The 16,537-nt window shown below is 67.9% G+C and carries 16 protein-coding genes and 2 pseudogenes; 12 read left to right on the top strand and 6 right to left on the bottom strand.

The window, feature by feature from the left end:
- The first annotated feature begins 160 nt into the window (after nt 1–160).
- Nucleotides 161–1,018 carry an alpha/beta fold hydrolase gene (locus OG798_RS51510; protein ID WP_121413425.1) on the top strand — a complete coding sequence of 286 codons (858 nt, stop codon included), beginning with the start codon at nt 161–163 and terminating at the stop codon, nt 1,016–1,018.
- Between the two features lie 30 nt (nt 1,019–1,048).
- Here the strand turns inward: OG798_RS51510 and OG798_RS51505 are convergent, their stop codons facing one another.
- The gene (locus OG798_RS51505; protein WP_435864124.1) at nt 1,049–1,696 is read right to left on the bottom strand and encodes a YbhB/YbcL family Raf kinase inhibitor-like protein; all 648 of its coding nucleotides are present in this window, start codon (nt 1,694–1,696) and stop codon (nt 1,049–1,051) included.
- A 172-nt stretch (nt 1,697–1,868) separates the two neighbouring features.
- Here OG798_RS51505 and OG798_RS51500 point away from each other — a divergent pair, with 172 nt between their 5' ends.
- Nucleotides 1,869–2,564, top strand: a complete 696-nt coding sequence (locus OG798_RS51500; RefSeq protein ID WP_095850230.1) for a type 1 glutamine amidotransferase domain-containing protein — start codon at nt 1,869–1,871, stop codon at nt 2,562–2,564.
- A gap of 168 nt (nt 2,565–2,732) precedes the next feature.
- Here the strand turns inward: OG798_RS51500 and OG798_RS51495 are convergent, their stop codons facing one another.
- Nucleotides 2,733–3,917: an NAD(P)-dependent alcohol dehydrogenase gene (locus OG798_RS51495; protein ID WP_328759722.1), complete on the bottom strand. Its 1,185-nt coding sequence runs from the start codon at nt 3,915–3,917 to the stop codon at nt 2,733–2,735.
- A 216-nt stretch (nt 3,918–4,133) separates the two neighbouring features.
- Here OG798_RS51495 and OG798_RS51490 point away from each other — a divergent pair, with 216 nt between their 5' ends.
- The 5 genes and pseudogenes from OG798_RS51490 (at nt 4,134) to OG798_RS51470 (ending at nt 8,663) form a co-directional block, all read left to right on the top strand.
- Nucleotides 4,134–5,516, top strand: a complete 1,383-nt coding sequence (locus OG798_RS51490; RefSeq protein ID WP_328759721.1) for an NADP-dependent succinic semialdehyde dehydrogenase — start codon at nt 4,134–4,136, stop codon at nt 5,514–5,516.
- An 88-nt stretch (nt 5,517–5,604) separates the two neighbouring features.
- Nucleotides 5,605–6,258 carry an NAD(P)-dependent oxidoreductase gene (locus OG798_RS51485; protein ID WP_328759719.1) on the top strand — a complete coding sequence of 218 codons (654 nt, stop codon included), beginning with the start codon at nt 5,605–5,607 and terminating at the stop codon, nt 6,256–6,258.
- The gene (locus tag OG798_RS51480; RefSeq protein ID WP_095850233.1) at nt 6,239–6,514 is read left to right on the top strand and encodes an NAD-binding protein; all 276 of its coding nucleotides are present in this window, start codon (nt 6,239–6,241) and stop codon (nt 6,512–6,514) included. The genes OG798_RS51485 and OG798_RS51480 overlap by 20 nt, the downstream gene beginning before the upstream one ends.
- A gap of 36 nt (nt 6,515–6,550) precedes the next feature.
- Nucleotides 6,551–7,348, top strand: coding sequence for a maleylpyruvate isomerase family mycothiol-dependent enzyme (locus OG798_RS51475; RefSeq protein ID WP_328759717.1), 798 nt, complete (start codon nt 6,551–6,553; stop codon nt 7,346–7,348).
- Nucleotides 7,349–7,695: 347 nt separating this feature from the next.
- Nucleotides 7,696–8,663, top strand: a pseudogene (locus tag OG798_RS51470) (alpha/beta hydrolase).
- 75 nt (nt 8,664–8,738) lie between these two features.
- Here OG798_RS51470 and OG798_RS51465 read toward each other — a convergent pair.
- Nucleotides 8,739–8,936: pseudogene (locus OG798_RS51465) on the bottom strand (hypothetical protein); the annotation flags it as partial.
- Between the two features lie 774 nt (nt 8,937–9,710).
- On the opposite strand from OG798_RS51465, the gene OG798_RS51460 reads away from it, so the two are divergent.
- Nucleotides 9,711–10,547, top strand: a complete 837-nt coding sequence (locus tag OG798_RS51460) for an alpha/beta fold hydrolase (protein ID WP_120988128.1) — start codon at nt 9,711–9,713, stop codon at nt 10,545–10,547.
- 22 nt (nt 10,548–10,569) lie between these two features.
- Nucleotides 10,570–11,103, top strand: a complete 534-nt coding sequence (locus OG798_RS51455; RefSeq protein ID WP_328760204.1) for a TetR/AcrR family transcriptional regulator — start codon at nt 10,570–10,572, stop codon at nt 11,101–11,103.
- Nucleotides 11,104–11,482: 379 nt separating this feature from the next.
- Here OG798_RS51455 and OG798_RS51450 read toward each other — a convergent pair whose 3' ends face one another.
- Together OG798_RS51450 and OG798_RS51445 are read right to left on the bottom strand one after the other, a co-directional pair.
- Entirely contained in the window at nt 11,483–11,884 is a 402-nt protein-coding gene (locus OG798_RS51450; RefSeq protein ID WP_328759714.1) for a tautomerase family protein, read from the bottom strand.
- A gap of 137 nt (nt 11,885–12,021) precedes the next feature.
- Nucleotides 12,022–12,819, bottom strand: coding sequence for an acetoacetate decarboxylase family protein (locus OG798_RS51445; RefSeq protein ID WP_121413432.1), 798 nt, complete (start codon nt 12,817–12,819; stop codon nt 12,022–12,024).
- 81 nt (nt 12,820–12,900) lie between these two features.
- Here OG798_RS51445 and OG798_RS51440 point away from each other — a divergent pair, with 81 nt between their 5' ends.
- The 3 genes from OG798_RS51440 (at nt 12,901) to OG798_RS51430 (ending at nt 15,449) form a co-directional block, all read left to right on the top strand.
- Nucleotides 12,901–13,527 (top strand): TetR/AcrR family transcriptional regulator, encoded by a 627-nt coding sequence (locus OG798_RS51440; RefSeq protein WP_328759712.1) that lies wholly within the window; start codon nt 12,901–12,903, stop codon nt 13,525–13,527.
- A 245-nt stretch (nt 13,528–13,772) separates the two neighbouring features.
- A complete protein-coding gene (locus OG798_RS51435; RefSeq protein ID WP_095850242.1) occupies nt 13,773–14,030 on the top strand; it encodes a hypothetical protein in 258 nt (85 codons plus the stop codon).
- 474 nt (nt 14,031–14,504) lie between these two features.
- Nucleotides 14,505–15,449, top strand: a complete 945-nt coding sequence (locus tag OG798_RS51430; protein WP_328759710.1) for an alpha/beta fold hydrolase — start codon at nt 14,505–14,507, stop codon at nt 15,447–15,449.
- Between the two features lie 292 nt (nt 15,450–15,741).
- Here the strand turns inward: OG798_RS51430 and OG798_RS51425 are convergent, their stop codons facing one another.
- Nucleotides 15,742–16,230: a GNAT family N-acetyltransferase gene (locus OG798_RS51425; RefSeq protein ID WP_095850244.1), complete on the bottom strand. Its 489-nt coding sequence runs from the start codon at nt 16,228–16,230 to the stop codon at nt 15,742–15,744.
- Nucleotides 16,231–16,537: the final 307 nt, after the last annotated feature.

The raw sequence follows: 16,537 nt of genomic DNA, 5'->3' as shown, positions 1-16,537 counted from the left end.
TCGCAGTGCGGGACCCGGGAGCGAAGTCATCGAGAGACGGGAGACTCCGCGCCTCCGGGGTGCGCTCACTCGGATGGCCCGTGCGCGGGGACATGGCGGCACGAGTCCTCGACGCTGGAATACCGGGCCTCGCTCGACGCCCTCGCACCGAAGGAATGACATGCGAATACCCTGCAAGTCGCGCCGCAACCTGAACATCGTCCGTTGGAGTGCGGCACTCCTGGCGGTATCGGGAATCACCTACGCCCTGACACCCGTTACAGCGCAGGCAGGTGGCCCGAGCGGTGATCCCGGCAGGGAGAAGCCCACTATCGTGCTCGTGCACGGCGCCTTCGCCGACTCGTCGAGCTGGAACGGTGTCGCGAAACGGCTCCAGCAGAACGGCTACACGGTGGCCGCACCGGCCAACCCCCTCCGCGGTATCCCCCAGGACTCGACCTACCTCGCGAGTTTCCTGAAGTCCGTCAAGGGACCGATCGTCCTGGTCGGTCATTCCTACGGCGGAGAGGTGATCTCGCAGGCTGCAGCCGGAAACGACAATGTCAAGGCTCTCGTGTACATCAACGCGATCATGCCCGATGTGGGAGAGTCGTTCTCCAGCCTCTCCGCGAAGTTCGCTCCCGTCCCACTCACCAAAGCTCTGAAGCAGGTGCCCTTCCGCAACGGCGACGGCACCACCGGCACGGACGTGTACGTACAGCCGAACAAACTGCACCAGGTCTTCGCCGCGGACCTGCCCACAAGTCAGACCGACATCATGGCTGTCACACAGCGTCCGATCGCGCTTTCGGCGTTCGCGGACAAACTCACCGGCGCCGCATGGCGCAACAAACCCGTCTACGTCCTTGTCGGCAAACAGGACCAGGCGATCAACCCGAGCCTGGAGCGGTACGAGGCGAAGCGGGCGAAGGCCCGAAAGACGGTGGAGATCGACTCCTCGCACGTGTCCCTGGTCTCGCATCCGCAGGCGGTCAAGAATCTGATCGTCGACGCCGCCGAGAACTACATGTGGAAATAGGGCGACCGGAAACAGGGCGACCGCGCAGTACTAGGCCCGCTCAAAAGTGCCGTACATGGTCGCCCTCGCAATCGCGTGGCTGAACAGGAGGAAGTCCAGGCAGGCAGGGGGCGTTTCCCCTGACACCTCCAGTTCTTCCACGTCGACGGCATGCACGACGAGAAAGTAACGGTCCGGGCCGTTGCCCGGAGGCGTCGCCGGGCCGAGGTACCTGCTGTAGCCGGCGTCGTTGGGCAGCGTCACCGCGCTGCCAGGCAGCTCCCTGCCGTCTCCCGCCCCGGCCGGTAGGTCGGTCACGGAGGCGGGCAGATTGGCTACGGCCCAGTGCCAGAAGCCCGAAGCCGTGGGCACATCCGGGTCGAACATCGCCACCGTGAAACTCCGCGTCTCCTCGGGAAAACCGGACCAGCTCAGCTGCGGTGAGATGTCCGATCCGCCTGCTCCCAGGATGCCGCTCACCTGCTCGCGGGCCAATGACTCGCCGTCGGCCACGGACGCCGAGGTCAACGAGAAGGTCCGTATCGCCGACAGGAAATCGTAGGGGCCATAGGGTTTGATCATGGCAGTCCTTCGGAACGCCGGATCCGTCAGTTTACTTACCCATACAGACCTCCGCACCCCAAGAAAACGCATCGCCGAAAATACCTCACCCAAAACGGTGATGTATTCGTGTCGCACATTTCCTGTATGGCGGTGTAGAAACCCTGTTGAAATTCCGCGAGGCCGATGTGTGTACGCCTCGGTCGGCCACAAGTTGCCGACCCCAGGATGCCCGCTCACACTTGATGGGCACGTGAAACCCGGTCACCTCATGCCCGTTCCAGGGCAACGTCTTACCGAGGAGCGTCTCATGGCCAAGATATTGTGTGTGCTGACCGGCGCGAGCTACTGGACCATGAAGGACGGGCACCGACATCCCACCGGGTACTGGGCCGAGGAGTTCGTGGCGCCTTACAGCGTGTTCACCGACGCCGGACACGAGGTCACCGTGGCAACTCCGGCTGGGGTCGTTCCCGTTGTGGACACGATGAGCCTGGAGCCCCGTATGGCGGGCGGCGAAGAGAACGCCCTCCAGGAGGAGGCCGTCATCGAGGCCGCGGATGAACTGAGGCATCCCATCTCTCTCCAGGAGGTTCGCCTGGAGGACTATGACGCGGTCTACTACCCCGGCGGTCACGGTCCGATGGAGGACCTCTCGGTCGACCCCGACTCCGGGGCACTGCTGCGGGAGGCACTCGCTTCCGGCAATCCGCTCGGCATCGTCTGCCATGCCCCCGCCGCTCTCCTCGCGACCCGTGATGCGAACGGCGAAACGCCGTTCGCGAACTACCGTTTGACGGGTTTCTGCAACGAGGAGGAGGCCGGTGTCGGTTTCGCCGACAAGGCCAAGTGGCTGCTGGAGGACGAGTTGAAGAAGCTGCCCACCCAGTATTCGCGGGGTCCCGCCTGGGAACCGTACACAGTCGTGGACCGCAACCTCTTCACGGGGCAGAACCCCGCCTCCTCGGGCCCTCTCGCCAAGGAGCTCGTCACGGCTCTGTCCTGACCGAGGGGAGCGGTTGTTCAGCGCCGAGCGATGTCCGGCCTGATGTCAACCTGATGTCCGCGGAGAGCACCCGGGCCGACCGCCTGGGTGCTCTGCGCGATCCAGCGTGATATCGGACGTGATCGTCATTCGGCGACCGTCATTTGAAGGCGATGAATTCGACGACCGTCATTCGAACACGATGACCTGGCGTCCGACGACGTCGCCACGACCCAGGGCTTCCAGGTTCTCGTTGATGTCTTCCAGTTCGACCTTGGTGACGTTGTGCTTGACGAGACCGGCTTCCGCGAGTGAGAGCACGTCGACGAGGTCCAGGTGGTTGCCCCAGAAGGAACCGAGATAGGACAGCTCCGTGCCCACGAAGGGGAACTGCCGGTGCTCGACGCGCTGGCTCATGAGACCGACGGCCGCCAGTGCGCCTTCGGGGCCGAGCAGGTCGAATCCCATGGAGATGGACGTCTCGCTGCCGACGCAGTCCAGGATGGCGTGGATCGTTCTCCGGCCGGTCAGACTTTCCAGTTCGTCCTGGATGGCCTCGGTGGACTTGTTCCTGACGTTGATCCCGTGGTCCGCGCCGTTCTCCTTCGCGACGTCCAGTTTGCTGTCCGTGCGCGCGAGGGCCACCACGGTGGCGCCGCCTCCGAGCAACTTCGCGTACTGGATCGCGTAGCTTCCGAGCCCGCCGATGCCCGTGACGGCGACGGTCCTGCCGGGGCCGAGCTTGCCCGCGTCCCGGAGCTTGCGCATCCCCCGGTACGGGGTCATGCCCGCGTCGGTCATGGGGGCGAGGAGCTCGGGTGCTTTCGCGGCGTCCTCCGAGACGGGGATCGCATGGCGGCACTCCACGGCCATGTACTCGGCGAAGCCTCCTGGAGGCCCGAATCCCACCCACCGACCGTTCCCGCTGCACAACTGTTCGTTGCCTTCGCGGCACTGCCGGCACGTGCCGTCTCCCCAGCTGGGATTGACCACGACCATGTCGCCCTCCGAATAGCCCACCGTCTTGGGCACGGCGCTGCCCAGTCCCGCTACTCGGCCCGTGACCTCGTGACCGGGGATGTAGGGCAGCTCCACCGGGAACGGGCCCTCGAAGTAGCCTTCGAGCTGCTGGTAGTCGCTTCGGCACATGCCTGTTGCGGCGACCTTCAGGAGTATCTCTTCCGGCCCGGGCTCGGGCATGGGGACCTCTTCGATCCGGAGGGGTTCCTTGTATCCGTGCATCCGGGCTGCCTGCATCTGCGTCATGAGTGCCTCGCTCTCGCGGACGAGCGGAAAGCGGCTCAGGCCGGGCGGCGCGGGTGGGAAGCAGGTTCCGGCGTCGGTCACCGCGGCCGCCACTGCGGACATCACCATGCTTGCGCACCTGCGGTTGCGACGCATCCGGTGCTGTGCTGGGCGGTCGACAGCGTGTGAGATGGCAGCCGTTTTGGCGGGTCGTCGCTGCTGGACGGCGGGGTCTGGCCGATCTGAAGGGCATGGCTCCCGGCGACCAGCATGCCGCTTCGCGAGGCCAATAAGGTGGCAAATGAGTGAGTTGCTCACCTTATCGGGCGGTAATAGCGTGGATTCATGGCTATCGCAACGACGAGTCCTTTGACAGGTGAGGTCCTCAGGAGGTTCGACGAACTGACTCCTGAGGAACTGGAGGACAAGCTCGCGCGGGCGGCGGCTGCGGCTGCCTCGTACCGGCTGACGAGCGTCGAGCAGCGGGCGGAGTGGCTGCACCATGCGGCCGACCGTCTGGAGAAGGAGGTCGAGAGCGTCAGCTCGATGATCACCACGGAAATGGGCAAGACCTTCCGGGCGGCGGAGGAGGAAGTGGCCAAGTGCGTGCGCGGGCTGCGCTTCTACGCCACTGAGGGCCCCGCGTTCCTGCGGGACCTAGAGGGTGACGGCGGGCGCGTGGGCGCGAAGCAGACGTTCGTGACGTACCAGCCGATCGGTGCGGTGCTCGCGGTGATGCCGTGGAATCTGCCGTTGTGGCAGGCCATGCGGTTCGCCGCGCCCGCGCTGATGGCGGGGAACGTGGGTCTGCTCAAGCACGCCTCGAACGTGCCGCAGTGCGCCCTGTATCTGGAAGAACTCTTCCGCGACGCGGGCTTCCCTGACGACGTCTTCCAGACCCTGCTGATCTCCGCGGGGAGGGTGGAGCAGGTGCTGCGCGACCCGCGGGTGGCGGCAGCGACGCTGACCGGCAGTGAACCGGCGGGGCGGTCGGTGGCCACCATCGCCGGCGACGAGATCAAGAAGGTGGTCCTCGAACTCGGCGGCTCCGACCCGTTCATCGTCATGCCCTCCACGAATCTGGAGCAAGCCACCGACGTCGCGGTCAAGGCGCGATGTCTGAACAACGGGCAGTCCTGCATCAACGGCAAGCGGTTCTTCGTGCACGAGGACATCGGTGACGCATTCATCGAGATGTTCGTGGCGAAGATGGGCGCGCTGGTGGTGGGCGACCCGATGGACGAGGGCACCGACGTCGGACCGCTCGCCACCGAGTCCGGCCGGCGGGACGTGGAGTCCTACGTCGACGACGCCGTCGCCAAGGGCGCGACGGTCCTCTTGGGCGGTGAACGCCCGGACGGGCCCGGCTGGTTCTACCCGCCCACGGTGCTGACCGGCATCACACCTGAGATGCGGATGTACCACGAGGAGGTCTTCGGCCCCGTGGCGCAGGTGTGGGCGGTCCCCTCCCTGGAGGAGGCCTTGCGGGAAGCCAACGGGCACCCCTACGGCCTCGGGTCGAACCTGTGGAGCGAGGACGAGGCCGAACGCGAACTCTTCGTCCGCGACGTGCAGTCGGGCATGGCCTTCATCAACGGCAACACGACCAGCTACCCCGAGATCCCCTTCGGTGGCGTCAAACGCAGCGGCTACGGACGCGAGCTGTCCGACCTCGGCATGCGGGAGTTCATGAACGCCAAGACCGTCTGGATCGGCCAAGACGCCTGAACTCCCCGATACGCGGCGGCAGTCGACACCACGGCATGCCCGCCGGCCGTCGCGGCGCGCGGCGCGTCGATCGTAGGGAGGCGCGACGATGCGCGGAACAAACCGGACCCCGCCGTCCGGGCAGGGAAGGCCCGTGGTCGCCGTGCTCGGCACGGGGACCATGGGGGAGGCCATGGCACGCAACATCGCGGCGGCGGGAGTGGGGCTGCGCGCGTGGAACCGCAACCGCGCCACCGCCGAACCGCTGGCCGACGTCGGCGCCGCGGTGTGCGACACGCCGGCCGAGGCCTGCCAAGGCGCCGACATCGTACTGACCGCGCTCGCGAACGAGAAGGTGGTCGCCGACGTGATGGACCAGGCCCGCGACGGCCTGGGCGGCCACACGGTGTGGGTGCAGACGTGCACGGTCTCCCCGGACGGGTCCCGCCGTCTCGCGGAACAGGCGACCCGCCTGAACGTCGCGTACGTCGAAGCCCCCCTCCTCGGCACCAAGGAACCGGCCGTGGCCGGCACCCTGACCATCCTGGCTGCCTCTCCCCGGCAGGAGGCACGGGAAGAGGTGCGACCGGTACTGGAGGCGGTGGGCAAACGCACCGTGTGGCTCGACGAGGTCGGCCAGCCGAGCAGCCTCAAACTCGCCTACAACGCCTGGGTCCTGACCACCGTCGAGGGCATCGCGGAGTCCCTCACCCTCGCCGGCACCCTGGGGGTGGACCCCCCGCCTGGTCATCGAGGTCATTGACGACAGCGGCCTCAACAGCCCGTACGTCCAGAGCAAGGGCCCGAAGATGATCGACGACGACCTCGACGCCCCTTCCTTCCCCCTCGAAGCAGCGGCCAAGGACGCCGGCCTGATCACCGACACCGCGCGCGCCGCCGGCCTGCACCTGGGCATCGCGGAAGTCGTACGTGAACGCCTCCGCCTCGCGGCCGACGACGGACTCGGCCGCGCGGACGTCGCCGCGACCTACCGCATGTCCCGCAAGGCCGCGTCCTGACCGGGCCGTCCAATCGAGAGAGGCGAGGGAGGAACGATGACCCGTGCCGGCATCGCCGCCGCACGTTCGAGCACGGCGCAACTGGCTGAGATCATCCCCCAGGTGGACGACGAGCAATGGGAGCTGCCGTCCGCGTGCGCCGGCTGGCGTGTCATCGACGTGGTGGCTCACCTCGCGGCCCTCGCCTCCGAGGCGGTGGACCCGCCGCCGCCCGACCCTTCCCTCCCGCAGAACCGCGAGCGGTATCACGACCTGCGCGTCGACGAACGACGCGGCTGGAACCATGCGGAAGTCCTCGACGAGTGGCGGCGCAGCACTCCCCGGCAGCTGGACCTCCTGGAAGCGGCCCAGGAACCGCCGGGGGCCGACGCGGCTGTCGAGGTGGCCGGGCTCGGTACGTATCCGCGCCACCTCCTGGCGAACACCATGGCGTTCAACGTCTTCTGCCACCTGCGCAACGACATGCTCGCCCCGGACGGCCCGCTCCCGTTCACCCTGCCGGAACCGACCGACGACCAAGTCGCCCCCGCCGTCGACTTCATGCTCGCCGGCCTCCCCCAGATGCAGGGACCCGAACTCACCGCCACCGTCGACAGGCCCCTCGTCCTCGACCTGACCGGACCAGGCGCCACCACCGTCACCGTCTTCCCTGCGTCCGGGCCGGACGGGGAGCTGACCGTGACACCCGGTGCGGACGCCACCACCCGCGTCCACAGCACGGCACTCGACTTCATCGCGTGGGCCACCACCCGCAAACCCTGGCGCGACCACTGCCGCATCACAGGAAACACCTCGGCCGCCACACCGTTCCTCGACTGCCTCAACATCATTTAATCAGGCGTCCTGTGCGCGGGGGCGGTGCGCGCCGCGCGATCGCGGGGTGAGTCGGCGGCTTCGCTGGTGCCACCGGATCCACGGTCGCTCTGCACGTCGCGATCCAGGTGCCGTGCGCTTTGTCGAACGGATCGATCCGTTCGGGTTGCAGTGCCCGGTGTGCAGAGGGGGCGTGCCGCGTTCATCAGCACGTCGCCGTTGCCCTTCCTCTGCCCACCCAGGGACGGACTGGTGCAATCGCGGGCGTGTCGCCGCCCCGCTACCCTTATCAAGGATGCATATATCTACGCAAAGAGTACGTCTCGCGTCATTGCTGCCCCCACCCCTGCAGGGAAAGGAAGATCAGCATGCCTTCAGTGCTTCCCACTCCGATCCTGGAGCCCGCGGCGCAAGACCTTGCCGAGTCGACCTCCCCGCACCCACGGATCTACGAGGTGCCGCCGGATCAGGGACGTGACATCCTCGCCGGCCTGCAGACCGGAGAAGGTGTCACGAAACCCGACGTCGAGGAGGAATGGGTGACCGTCGACGCCGGCAAGTGGGGGCAGGTACGCACCCGCATCGTGCGCCCGCGCGGCATCTCCGGGACGCTTCCGGTCATCCTCTACATCCACGGAGCCGGGTGGGTGTTCGGCGACGAGAACACCCACGACCGCCTCGTACGCGAACTCGCCGTCGGCGCCGGCGCGGCTGCGGTCTTCCCCGTCTACGACCGGGCCCCGAGGCCAAGTACCCCACCCAGATCGAGCAGAACTACGCCGTGGCCCAATGGTCCGCCCGCGAAGGCGCACAGCACGGCCTGGATGCCTCGCGCCTCGCCGTGTGCGGCGACTCCGTGGGCGGAAACATGTCCGCGGCCCTCGCCCTGATGGCCAAGGACAGGGGCGATGATGTCCAGGTCGGCTGCCAGGTCCTGCTCTACCCCGTCACCAACGCCGACTTCGACACCCCGTCCTACCTGCAGTTCGCGGACGGGGAGTACCTGACCCGGGACGGAATGATCTGGTTCTGGGACCAGTACACCCCCGATGCCGCCCAGCGCGCCGAGCCCTACGCCTCGCCGCTGCGGGCCAGCATCGACCAATTGCGCGGCCTGCCCCCGACCTTGGTCATCACCGACGAGGCCGACGTCCTGCGTGACGAGGGCGAGGCCTACGCGGCCAAGCTGCGTGAAGCCGGCGTCGACGTCACTGCGGTCCGCGTTCTGGGCATGGTCCACGACTTCCTGATGCTGGACCTCCTCCGTGACACCAACGCCACCAAGGTCGCTCGCCATCTCGCCATCGACGCGCTCAAGACCGCCCTGCACGACTGACACGGATGATGTCGGTGGTGACGCTTCGGCAGTTTCGACTCGGATGGCGGGAACTACGGCTGTCCGAACTGACTGCTTGGCGATCCAATGGCCCAGGTCATTTCCGCCGGCGTCTTCCGCTCGCCGCAGCGCCTCCGAGGAACCCACCAGCATGCTGTGCGGCAGATAGCCGGACCGGACTCCCAACTCCCACCCATGCACCTGGACCCCGAGGGCGGCCAGGGCAAGGGCGCTGAGCGGCAGCAGAGTACGGGGAGCGGGACTGGATCCCACCTACATGACAATGATTCAGGGCTCCGAGATGCAGGCCTCTGAGCTGCAGGCCCCTAAGTTGTGCGATTTGCATGGGCTGAGCCGGGTCATACGGTGACCGCATGGGCAATGCCCGGTCGCCCGGGCTGAGGCTGGTCGTGGTGGCCGGTCAGGCCGGGCACCGTGGCGGTCCCCTCAGGTACCAGTCACCCCGACGGCTCCCCGCACACTCCGGACACCCGGCAGCCAGCTCTGCCCATCCTCACCCTGAGCTGCACCTTCTTACACCTCAGGGAGGGACGTTCCGGCCGTGGTCGTCGTCGACGACGGTGAACGCGATGACCGAGAGCGGAGTTCCCTCCTCGCGCCAAGACACGACCCCGGGAAGGCCGTTGGCGAGCACCGCTCGCCCCCCGCGCGGCTGCGCGAGCGGACAGTCGCCGTGGCGAGCTGCCCTCGGGGGATGCCTGGACCACCTCTCGCTGCTCCGGTCCGCCAATCGTCGGCCGCTCGGTCGTCTGGACCCTTCTTCGGGCGCAGCACGAACGCCAGTCGCTCCCCCGGCCCGAGCGGCTCGAGGACGACGAGGCGCGCGAGCCCGGATCTGGAGGAGCAACTCGCCGACGGCACCTGGCACCTGGCATCTCGGCTCCTCCCCCTCGATCCCGATCGAGGTCTGCCCCCTTCCGCGACGCTTGGTCGTTCCTCCCGGCCGTGCCGGGGATTTCGTCGTTGACAGGTTTGGGTAATGAGATTAGCTTTTAGCTAACAGAGTTAGCCAGACAAGGGGATGTCATGACCGAGTACCTTGCCGTCGACGGCGGCACGATCGCATACGAGGTGGCGGGGTCAGGCCCGCTGATCGTCCTCGCGCACGGCATGGGCGACAGCCGCGCCGCGTACCGTGCCGTGATCCCGCCGCTGGTGGCGGCGGGCTATCGGGTCGCCGCGGTCGATCTGCGCGGCTGCGGCGAGTCCAGCGTCGACTGGCCGGCCTGGAGCCGCACCGCCATCGCCGGCGACCTGCTCGCCGTAGTCCGCCACCTGGGCGGCCCGGCCGTGCTGGTCGGCCACTCGATCTCCGGCGGCGCCGCCACCATCGCCGCGGCGCAAGAACCCTCGCTGATCACCGCGGTTGTCGAGTTGGCGCCGTTCACGCGCAAGCAGTCGATCCGCCTCGGCGACCTGCGGGTGAAACGCTTCCGGCAGGGCATGCTGCGGCTGCTCGGCACGGGCGCGTTCGGCAGCGTGCCGCTCTGGCGCTCGTACCTCGACGTGGCCTACCCCGGCGTGAAGCCGGCCGACTGGACCGAGCGGCTCGGCCGCATCGACTCCCTGCTGCGCGAGCCGGGCCGGATGAAGGCCATGCAGGGCATGGGCCGCAGCGCCCCGACCGACGCCGGCGCGCAGCTAGGCAACGTCCGCTGCCCGGTCCTGGTCGTGATGGGCACACTCGACCCCGACTGGGCCGACCCGCACGCCGAGGGTTCGGCCATCATTGACGCCCTGCCGTCCGGCCTCGGTCGCCTTGAGATGATCGAGGGCGCCGGGCACTACCCGCACGACCAGTTCCCCGATGAGGTGGTTTCGCTCATGCTCGCCTTCATCGGATCGGACGCCGCTCGTGCCTAGGGTCGGCCTGGACCCGGCGGCCGTGGTCGCGGCCGGTGCCGCCCTCGCCGACGAGGTGGGCCTCGCCAATCTGACGATGGGGTTGCTGGCCGAGCGGGTGGGCGTGCGTACCCCGTCCCTGTACAAGCACGTGGGCGGCCAGGAAGACCTCAACCGGCGCATCGCGGCCTTGGCGTTGAGCGAGGCCGCCGACGCCGTCGGCGGCGCGGTCCAGGGGTACGCGGGTCGCGACGCCCTGGCGGCCGCGGCGCGTGCCTTCCGCGGCTTCGTCCTGGAGCACCCCGGCCGATACGCGGCGACGATCGGTGTGGAACCGTCCGGCCCGGGCGATCCGCTGGCCATCGCGGGTCAGCGGCTGCTCGACGCGTTCATGGCGGTCCTGCGCGGCTACGAGGTCCCGGAGTCCGACGTGGACCATGCCCTGCGTATGCTCCGCAGCCTCTGCCACGGGTTCGCCACGTTGCAGGTGGCCAACGGCTTCCAGTGGAGCGCCGACATCGACGAGAGCTTCGAGTGGCTGATCGCCTTCGCCGACCGGGGCCTGCGCGCCGTGTGAGAATGCTGCCGCCGCCGATCGCCACATTTCTGGTGCCAGGCACACTGCCTCCAGCGCCGGAACAGCCGTACGTCGAAGAAGTCGCGAGCCCGCAGGGGGTCGTACTCGGCGATCGCGCCAGGGGCGAGGTCGTCGCCGGCGGTGCGACCCTCGTATCGGAGGGGCGCCGCGCGCCCTTGTCGCCGACTGCGCGCGGGTTGGTGTGCCGAGGATGCGTCCGCGCAGGCGGCATGAGCTGCACCGAGCTTTCAAGGGCCTACGGCGACGCGTAGTACAGGAGGACGGCTTCCCACTCTTCACCGCGTGATCGCACTGAACCGCCGAACGGCCGATCGAGATGACCTGCAAGGGCCCACGCGCCGTCACCCCGGCCCCGGCCTCACGCCTCGTGACGGCTCAGCCATTCCTTCTCCTGACCCGGGTCGGGCAGGACCTGGCCGCCTTCGACAGCGGAACGCGCGGGACTGTCCTGGATCACCACCAGGATGCGGCGCTCGGGGATCCCTGTGATGCGGGAAGCGGCCGCCGACAGTTCGAGTGCCAGGCGGGTCGTCTCCTCCTGCGGGTGGCCGCGGCGTGCCCAACCGCCGATCAGGAGCGGCGCCCCTGGTTCTCCACCGACGTAGACGCTGTCCTGAGGCAGTTCGGAGAAGACCACGTTGACGTAGGCGGGCGGGACGTGGTTGATCTCCGCGTGGATCCTGGTGATCTCGGTGACCAGTTCGCCCTTGGCGTCGGCCCTCAGCCCTCCCTGGGCGGTGGTGCAGGTATAGATGGGCACGTCGACTCCTGAAGTGTGAGAGCGGCGAGCATGCCCCCAGGAGATCGGGGGCACGGCCGCGTTGGGGATGGTTCGTTCTCAGGGACGGGCCACCGGGGTGATGGCGGGTGGCGGGGCCGTCGTGGTGTACGGGGTGATCAGTTGCTGTGGTCGATGAGGGTCTTGAGGTCGGTGACCGTGTAGGCGAGCTCGAAGTGGAATCCCCTACCCGTGCGTTGGACGGGCAGGTCGGCGAGTTCTTCGCCGTGGGCGGGGAGGAAGGCGAGCTCGGCGGTGCCCGCCCAGGCGTCGCTGATGGCACTGTTGTCCAGGACGGACATGACGAGTTCGTGGACGGCGGGCTTGTCGTGTTGTCCTGCGGCCAGGCGGGGGAAGTGTCGGAGGTTGACCACGGGGCGGCTCATCAGGGCGGCGGGGTCGGGGACGGGCTGTTCGAGGGTGATCTTGGCTTCGGCGATGCGCTGTCCGGCGGCGGAGGCGGTGGCGCCGAACTGTCCGCCCGGGCCGAGGACAGGGGTGCCGGGACCGCCGACGGAATAGGCGCGGGTCTGGTGGACGGCGCCGAGCTTCTTGGGGAAGCCCTGGACCCAGCCGCGGGCCATGGCGGAGTCGTTGTCGACGTAGATGGAGGGGCACCAGGCCACCGGCGTGCCGTTGTAGTGGGCGTCCAGAGTGATGAGGAACTCCCGGTACTGCGAGCGTGCGGGGTCCAGGTACTCCAGGCCCGTGGAGGAGTACTGCCAGTCGATGAACATCGCGACGCCGCGGCCGGCGGAGTCCGGGTCGGGGGCCAGGCCCTCGGGCAGAGTCGCTGCGGCGGCGGCCGGGTCGGTGAAGAACTCCACACCCACCACGGTGCCGGCGTAGTGCCATGGCGGGGCGGGCGCCAGGTTCGCGATGCCACGGGGAGACAGGGGGACGGTGTAACCCTTCATGCCACGTCCTTCGGGAAGAGACTGGAGTGAAACGATACGTAGCGTTTCATCGAGCACGAAACGATACGTATCGTTTAACTCATGGCACCCGTCTTCTCCTCAGGCCCGGCGGCCGGCGGGCCGCGTCCCCTTTCAAAGATCCTCGACGCGGCACGGGATGTCCTGTCGGCACAGGGATACCCGGCACTGACCATCGAGGCCGTCGCGGCGGCCGCGGGCGTCGGCAAATCGACCATCTACCGCTGGTGGCCCAGCAAGGAGGCACTCGTCGCCGACGCGCTCGCCGAGATCTTCCGCGCCGAGGAGATCCCCGATCTGGACGACACCCACGCCGAACTGCGCCACGCCGTCGACATGACCATCGACAACTACGCCAACGAAGACATGGCCACCTCACTGCCCGCACTCGCCGGCGGCCTCCTCCCCCACCCCGAACTCATGGCCCGGTTCCGGGAGGCTTTCCTGTACCGCGAGCGCGAGAACATCGCCGCAGCACTGCGCCGCGGAATCCAACGCGGCGACCTGCCCCACGACCTCGACATCGACCTCGTCCAGGACATCTGGGCCGGCACCATCCTCTACCGGCGACTCATGACCGGTGCCCCCCTCGACACCGACCTCGCCGAACACCTAGTCGGACTCGTGACCAACACTCCCCCGCTGCTCCCGCACCGAGAAACAGAGGTGCGCCCGATCACGAACCCGTGACATGGGTCCCCTCTTACCAAAGACCTGAAGCGTGCGTTGGAGCGCCGCCAGGGCCTCCTGCTGAGCCGCGGCGGCGGCCTCCTCGGCGTCGGCGAAGGAGTGGTGGAGCGAGGCGACGGACGGGTGTTTCGATTCCTGCCGTGCCTCCGCGACGGATGGGGAAACCTCGCCGACGGAGCCTGTTTGCGCAGACCTGTCGTGCGCCTTTCCCACCGTTGGTGGGACAGGCGATTAAATACCGGAGCATGACTACAGAGCCGCAGCGCTTCCGGATCTTGTTGGTACCTGAACACATCGAGGGCAGAGGCGGCGCCTCCGTGGAGGACTCGGCCGTGCGATCGGCAGTCGTCGAGGCGACGGGCGAGACCGGTGCCTCGGGCTACCCCCGCTACGCCGGGGACGGGATCGTGGCCGACATCGACCCCAGTACACGCACGGTCGAGGCCGTACTGGTCGATGGTGCAGAACTGGACTACGGGCTGAACGCCAGGGTCGCTTCCTGATCGTCCCTGTTCTCCCGGTGACGCCGCGTAGCGAGTGCCACCGCCTGTTCGATGGCCCGTTGGACGCAACGGGCCATCCAGTAGGGCGCCAGAACGTTCGGTAGCGCCGACCGACTTCGCAACTGACAGCCGACACCGCTTGTCGCCGAGTTCGGACTCCCCGAGTCGAACGGAAGTTCGCGCAGTGGCACGCTTTCTACGATGAAAAGCTGGTCGAGCCAGTGCTTTGCGCACGGCGCCGGACGGTCATCGGACTGCGCAATGGGGCACGACGTAGGTTCCGAACACCTTTTACCTCCGGCATTCACTCTCGGGGCGTACTTCTTTCACCCGTTTCACCCGGTTGGAGTGCTGGCCGAGCCTACCGGTGCGGACGCCTGAACAATCCGTGTCATAGATCTCACGGAAAGCGAGAACGGCATGCCAGCATTTCCGGTCCCGGGTTCACGGCGCCGAATACGTAGCGCACACGTCATGGCGGCCGGGTGCGCCGTGGCCATATGTACGGCCCTGGCGGCCCCTGTAGCCGCGGACGGCGGCACGACGACAACCACGACCACGACCACAACCACGACCAAACCCACCATCGTGCTGGTGCACGGGGCCTTCGCGGCCGCCTCCAGCTGGAATGGGGTAGTCGAACGGCTCGAACGCCGTGGCTACACGGTCATCGCTCCCGCCAACCCGCTGCGCGGGCTGTACACCGACTCCACCTACATCGCCTCCGTGCTGGACAGCATCAAGGGCCCGATCGTGCTGGCTGGTCACTCATACGGCGGCGCCGTGATCAGCACGGCCGCCGCGGCCAACCCCCGGGTGAAGTCCCTGGTGTACGTCTCGGCACTGATGCCCGACGTGGGCGAGAGCGGAATGTCCCTGGGTGCCAAGTTCCCCAGCGAACTCGGCACCGCCACGAAGTCCGTTCCCTACCGGGCCGGCGGCGTCAGCGGGACAGACCTGTACCTCAAGCCCGACAGGATCCATCCGGTCTTCGCCGCGGACCTGCCGGAAAACACCGCGAGGGTCATGGCGGTCACTCAGCGACCTGCGGCAACGACTGCGTTCTCGGAGAAGGCCAAGGTGGCCGCCTGGAAGCACATCCCGTCGTGGTTCCTCGTCGCGAAGCAGGACAAGACCATCAATCCCGACCAGGAACGCTTCGAGGCGAAACGCGCGGGTTCACACACAGTGGAGATCAACTCCTCCCACGTGGCCATGATCTCCCACCCCGACGCGGTCACTGCTCTCCTCCTCCAAGCCGCCACGGCGACCGATCCCGCCCGGCCCGCGCTGGCCGCCACCGGAACCACCCGTGGCGCCGGGGCCGAGACCGCGCTCACCGGCATCGCCGCCAGCACGTTGCTCGCAGGCACAGGCGCCGTCCTGCTGGGCCGCCGCCTGAGGCGCTCCCGGTCCTGACAATGCTCCGGTACGGCGTCATCCCGCGGCTGTTGGCGAGAGTGGCGAGCGGGGAGGGTGCGTGGGTCCGCCGACCGTCCGGTCGGTGGACCCGGTGATCAGCAGCCGTCAGTCAACGGTCACGGAGTCCTTCGCGGCGGAATGACGTCGAGGATGGCTGTGGAGACGGAGGGACATGCGGCTCCTGGGGGCGAGAGCAGCGCGATGGTGACGGGTTGCGGGCGGTGGGGACAGTGCCGGGTCGCGGTCGGTCCCAACGGGTTGCGCTCCAGGGTCGGTTGGCGGGGCGAGGCTAAATCTGGCACTCGTACCAGGTGCCTGGCTTACCGCCGACATCGGCTGGGTCGGCAGGGCCGACCGGGACGAACCCGGATTTGGTCAGCACCTTCTGTGACGCGGCATTCTCGCGGGCAGTAGCCGCCCTGAGTGTGCGCAGCCCGTGCCGCGTCGCCGCCAGCTGGCACAGATTCCGAACAGTCGCGGTCGCCACGCCGCGGCCGGCAACGTGTTGCGCGACCCGGTAGCCGAGTTCCGCGGTGCGATCCTCGATGTTGACCAGGTTGAACCGGCCGAGTACCGAGCCGTCCTCGGCGACGAGCACATAGAAGGCGCAGGTGTCGGCCTCCTGCTCAGCCAGCAAGGCCTTGTGCCGGTCGGCGAACTGGTCGAAGAAGTCGTCACCGCGGTCGGAGACCGCGGCAGCGAAATAGGCACGGTTCGCCAGCTCGAAGGCCAGGACCGCCGACGCATGGCCGGCCTGAAGTCGCTGCAACTCGGGCATGGCCCGACTCTACCCAGCTGGTGCGCTGAGGCCACCTGGATTTCCGCCGGGCCCCGCTGGCCTGCCTGGCGCTTGGCGAACGTTGTGTGGGCACAACCGGTGTGGGCACAACGGCCATGCGGCACGGTAGTGCCGTCAAAGCCGGATCTCCCCAGCTGATCTGTCGTAGGAGCGGCTCGGCTTGCGTGCGCAATGCTCATGAGCAGCTTCAACACGCACCAGAGACGGGTCTACGACGAGGGCCGGTCCGCGCGTGTCCGGCATACAAATCTGCGGTCTTGCCTCGTCCCCTTCGCGCCCTATGGCT

This window comes from Streptomyces sp. NBC_00271, from assembly GCF_036178845.1.
Taxonomy (GTDB): Bacteria; Actinomycetota; Actinomycetes; order Streptomycetales; family Streptomycetaceae; genus Streptomyces.
This window is presented reverse-complemented; position numbering and strand designations above follow the sequence as displayed.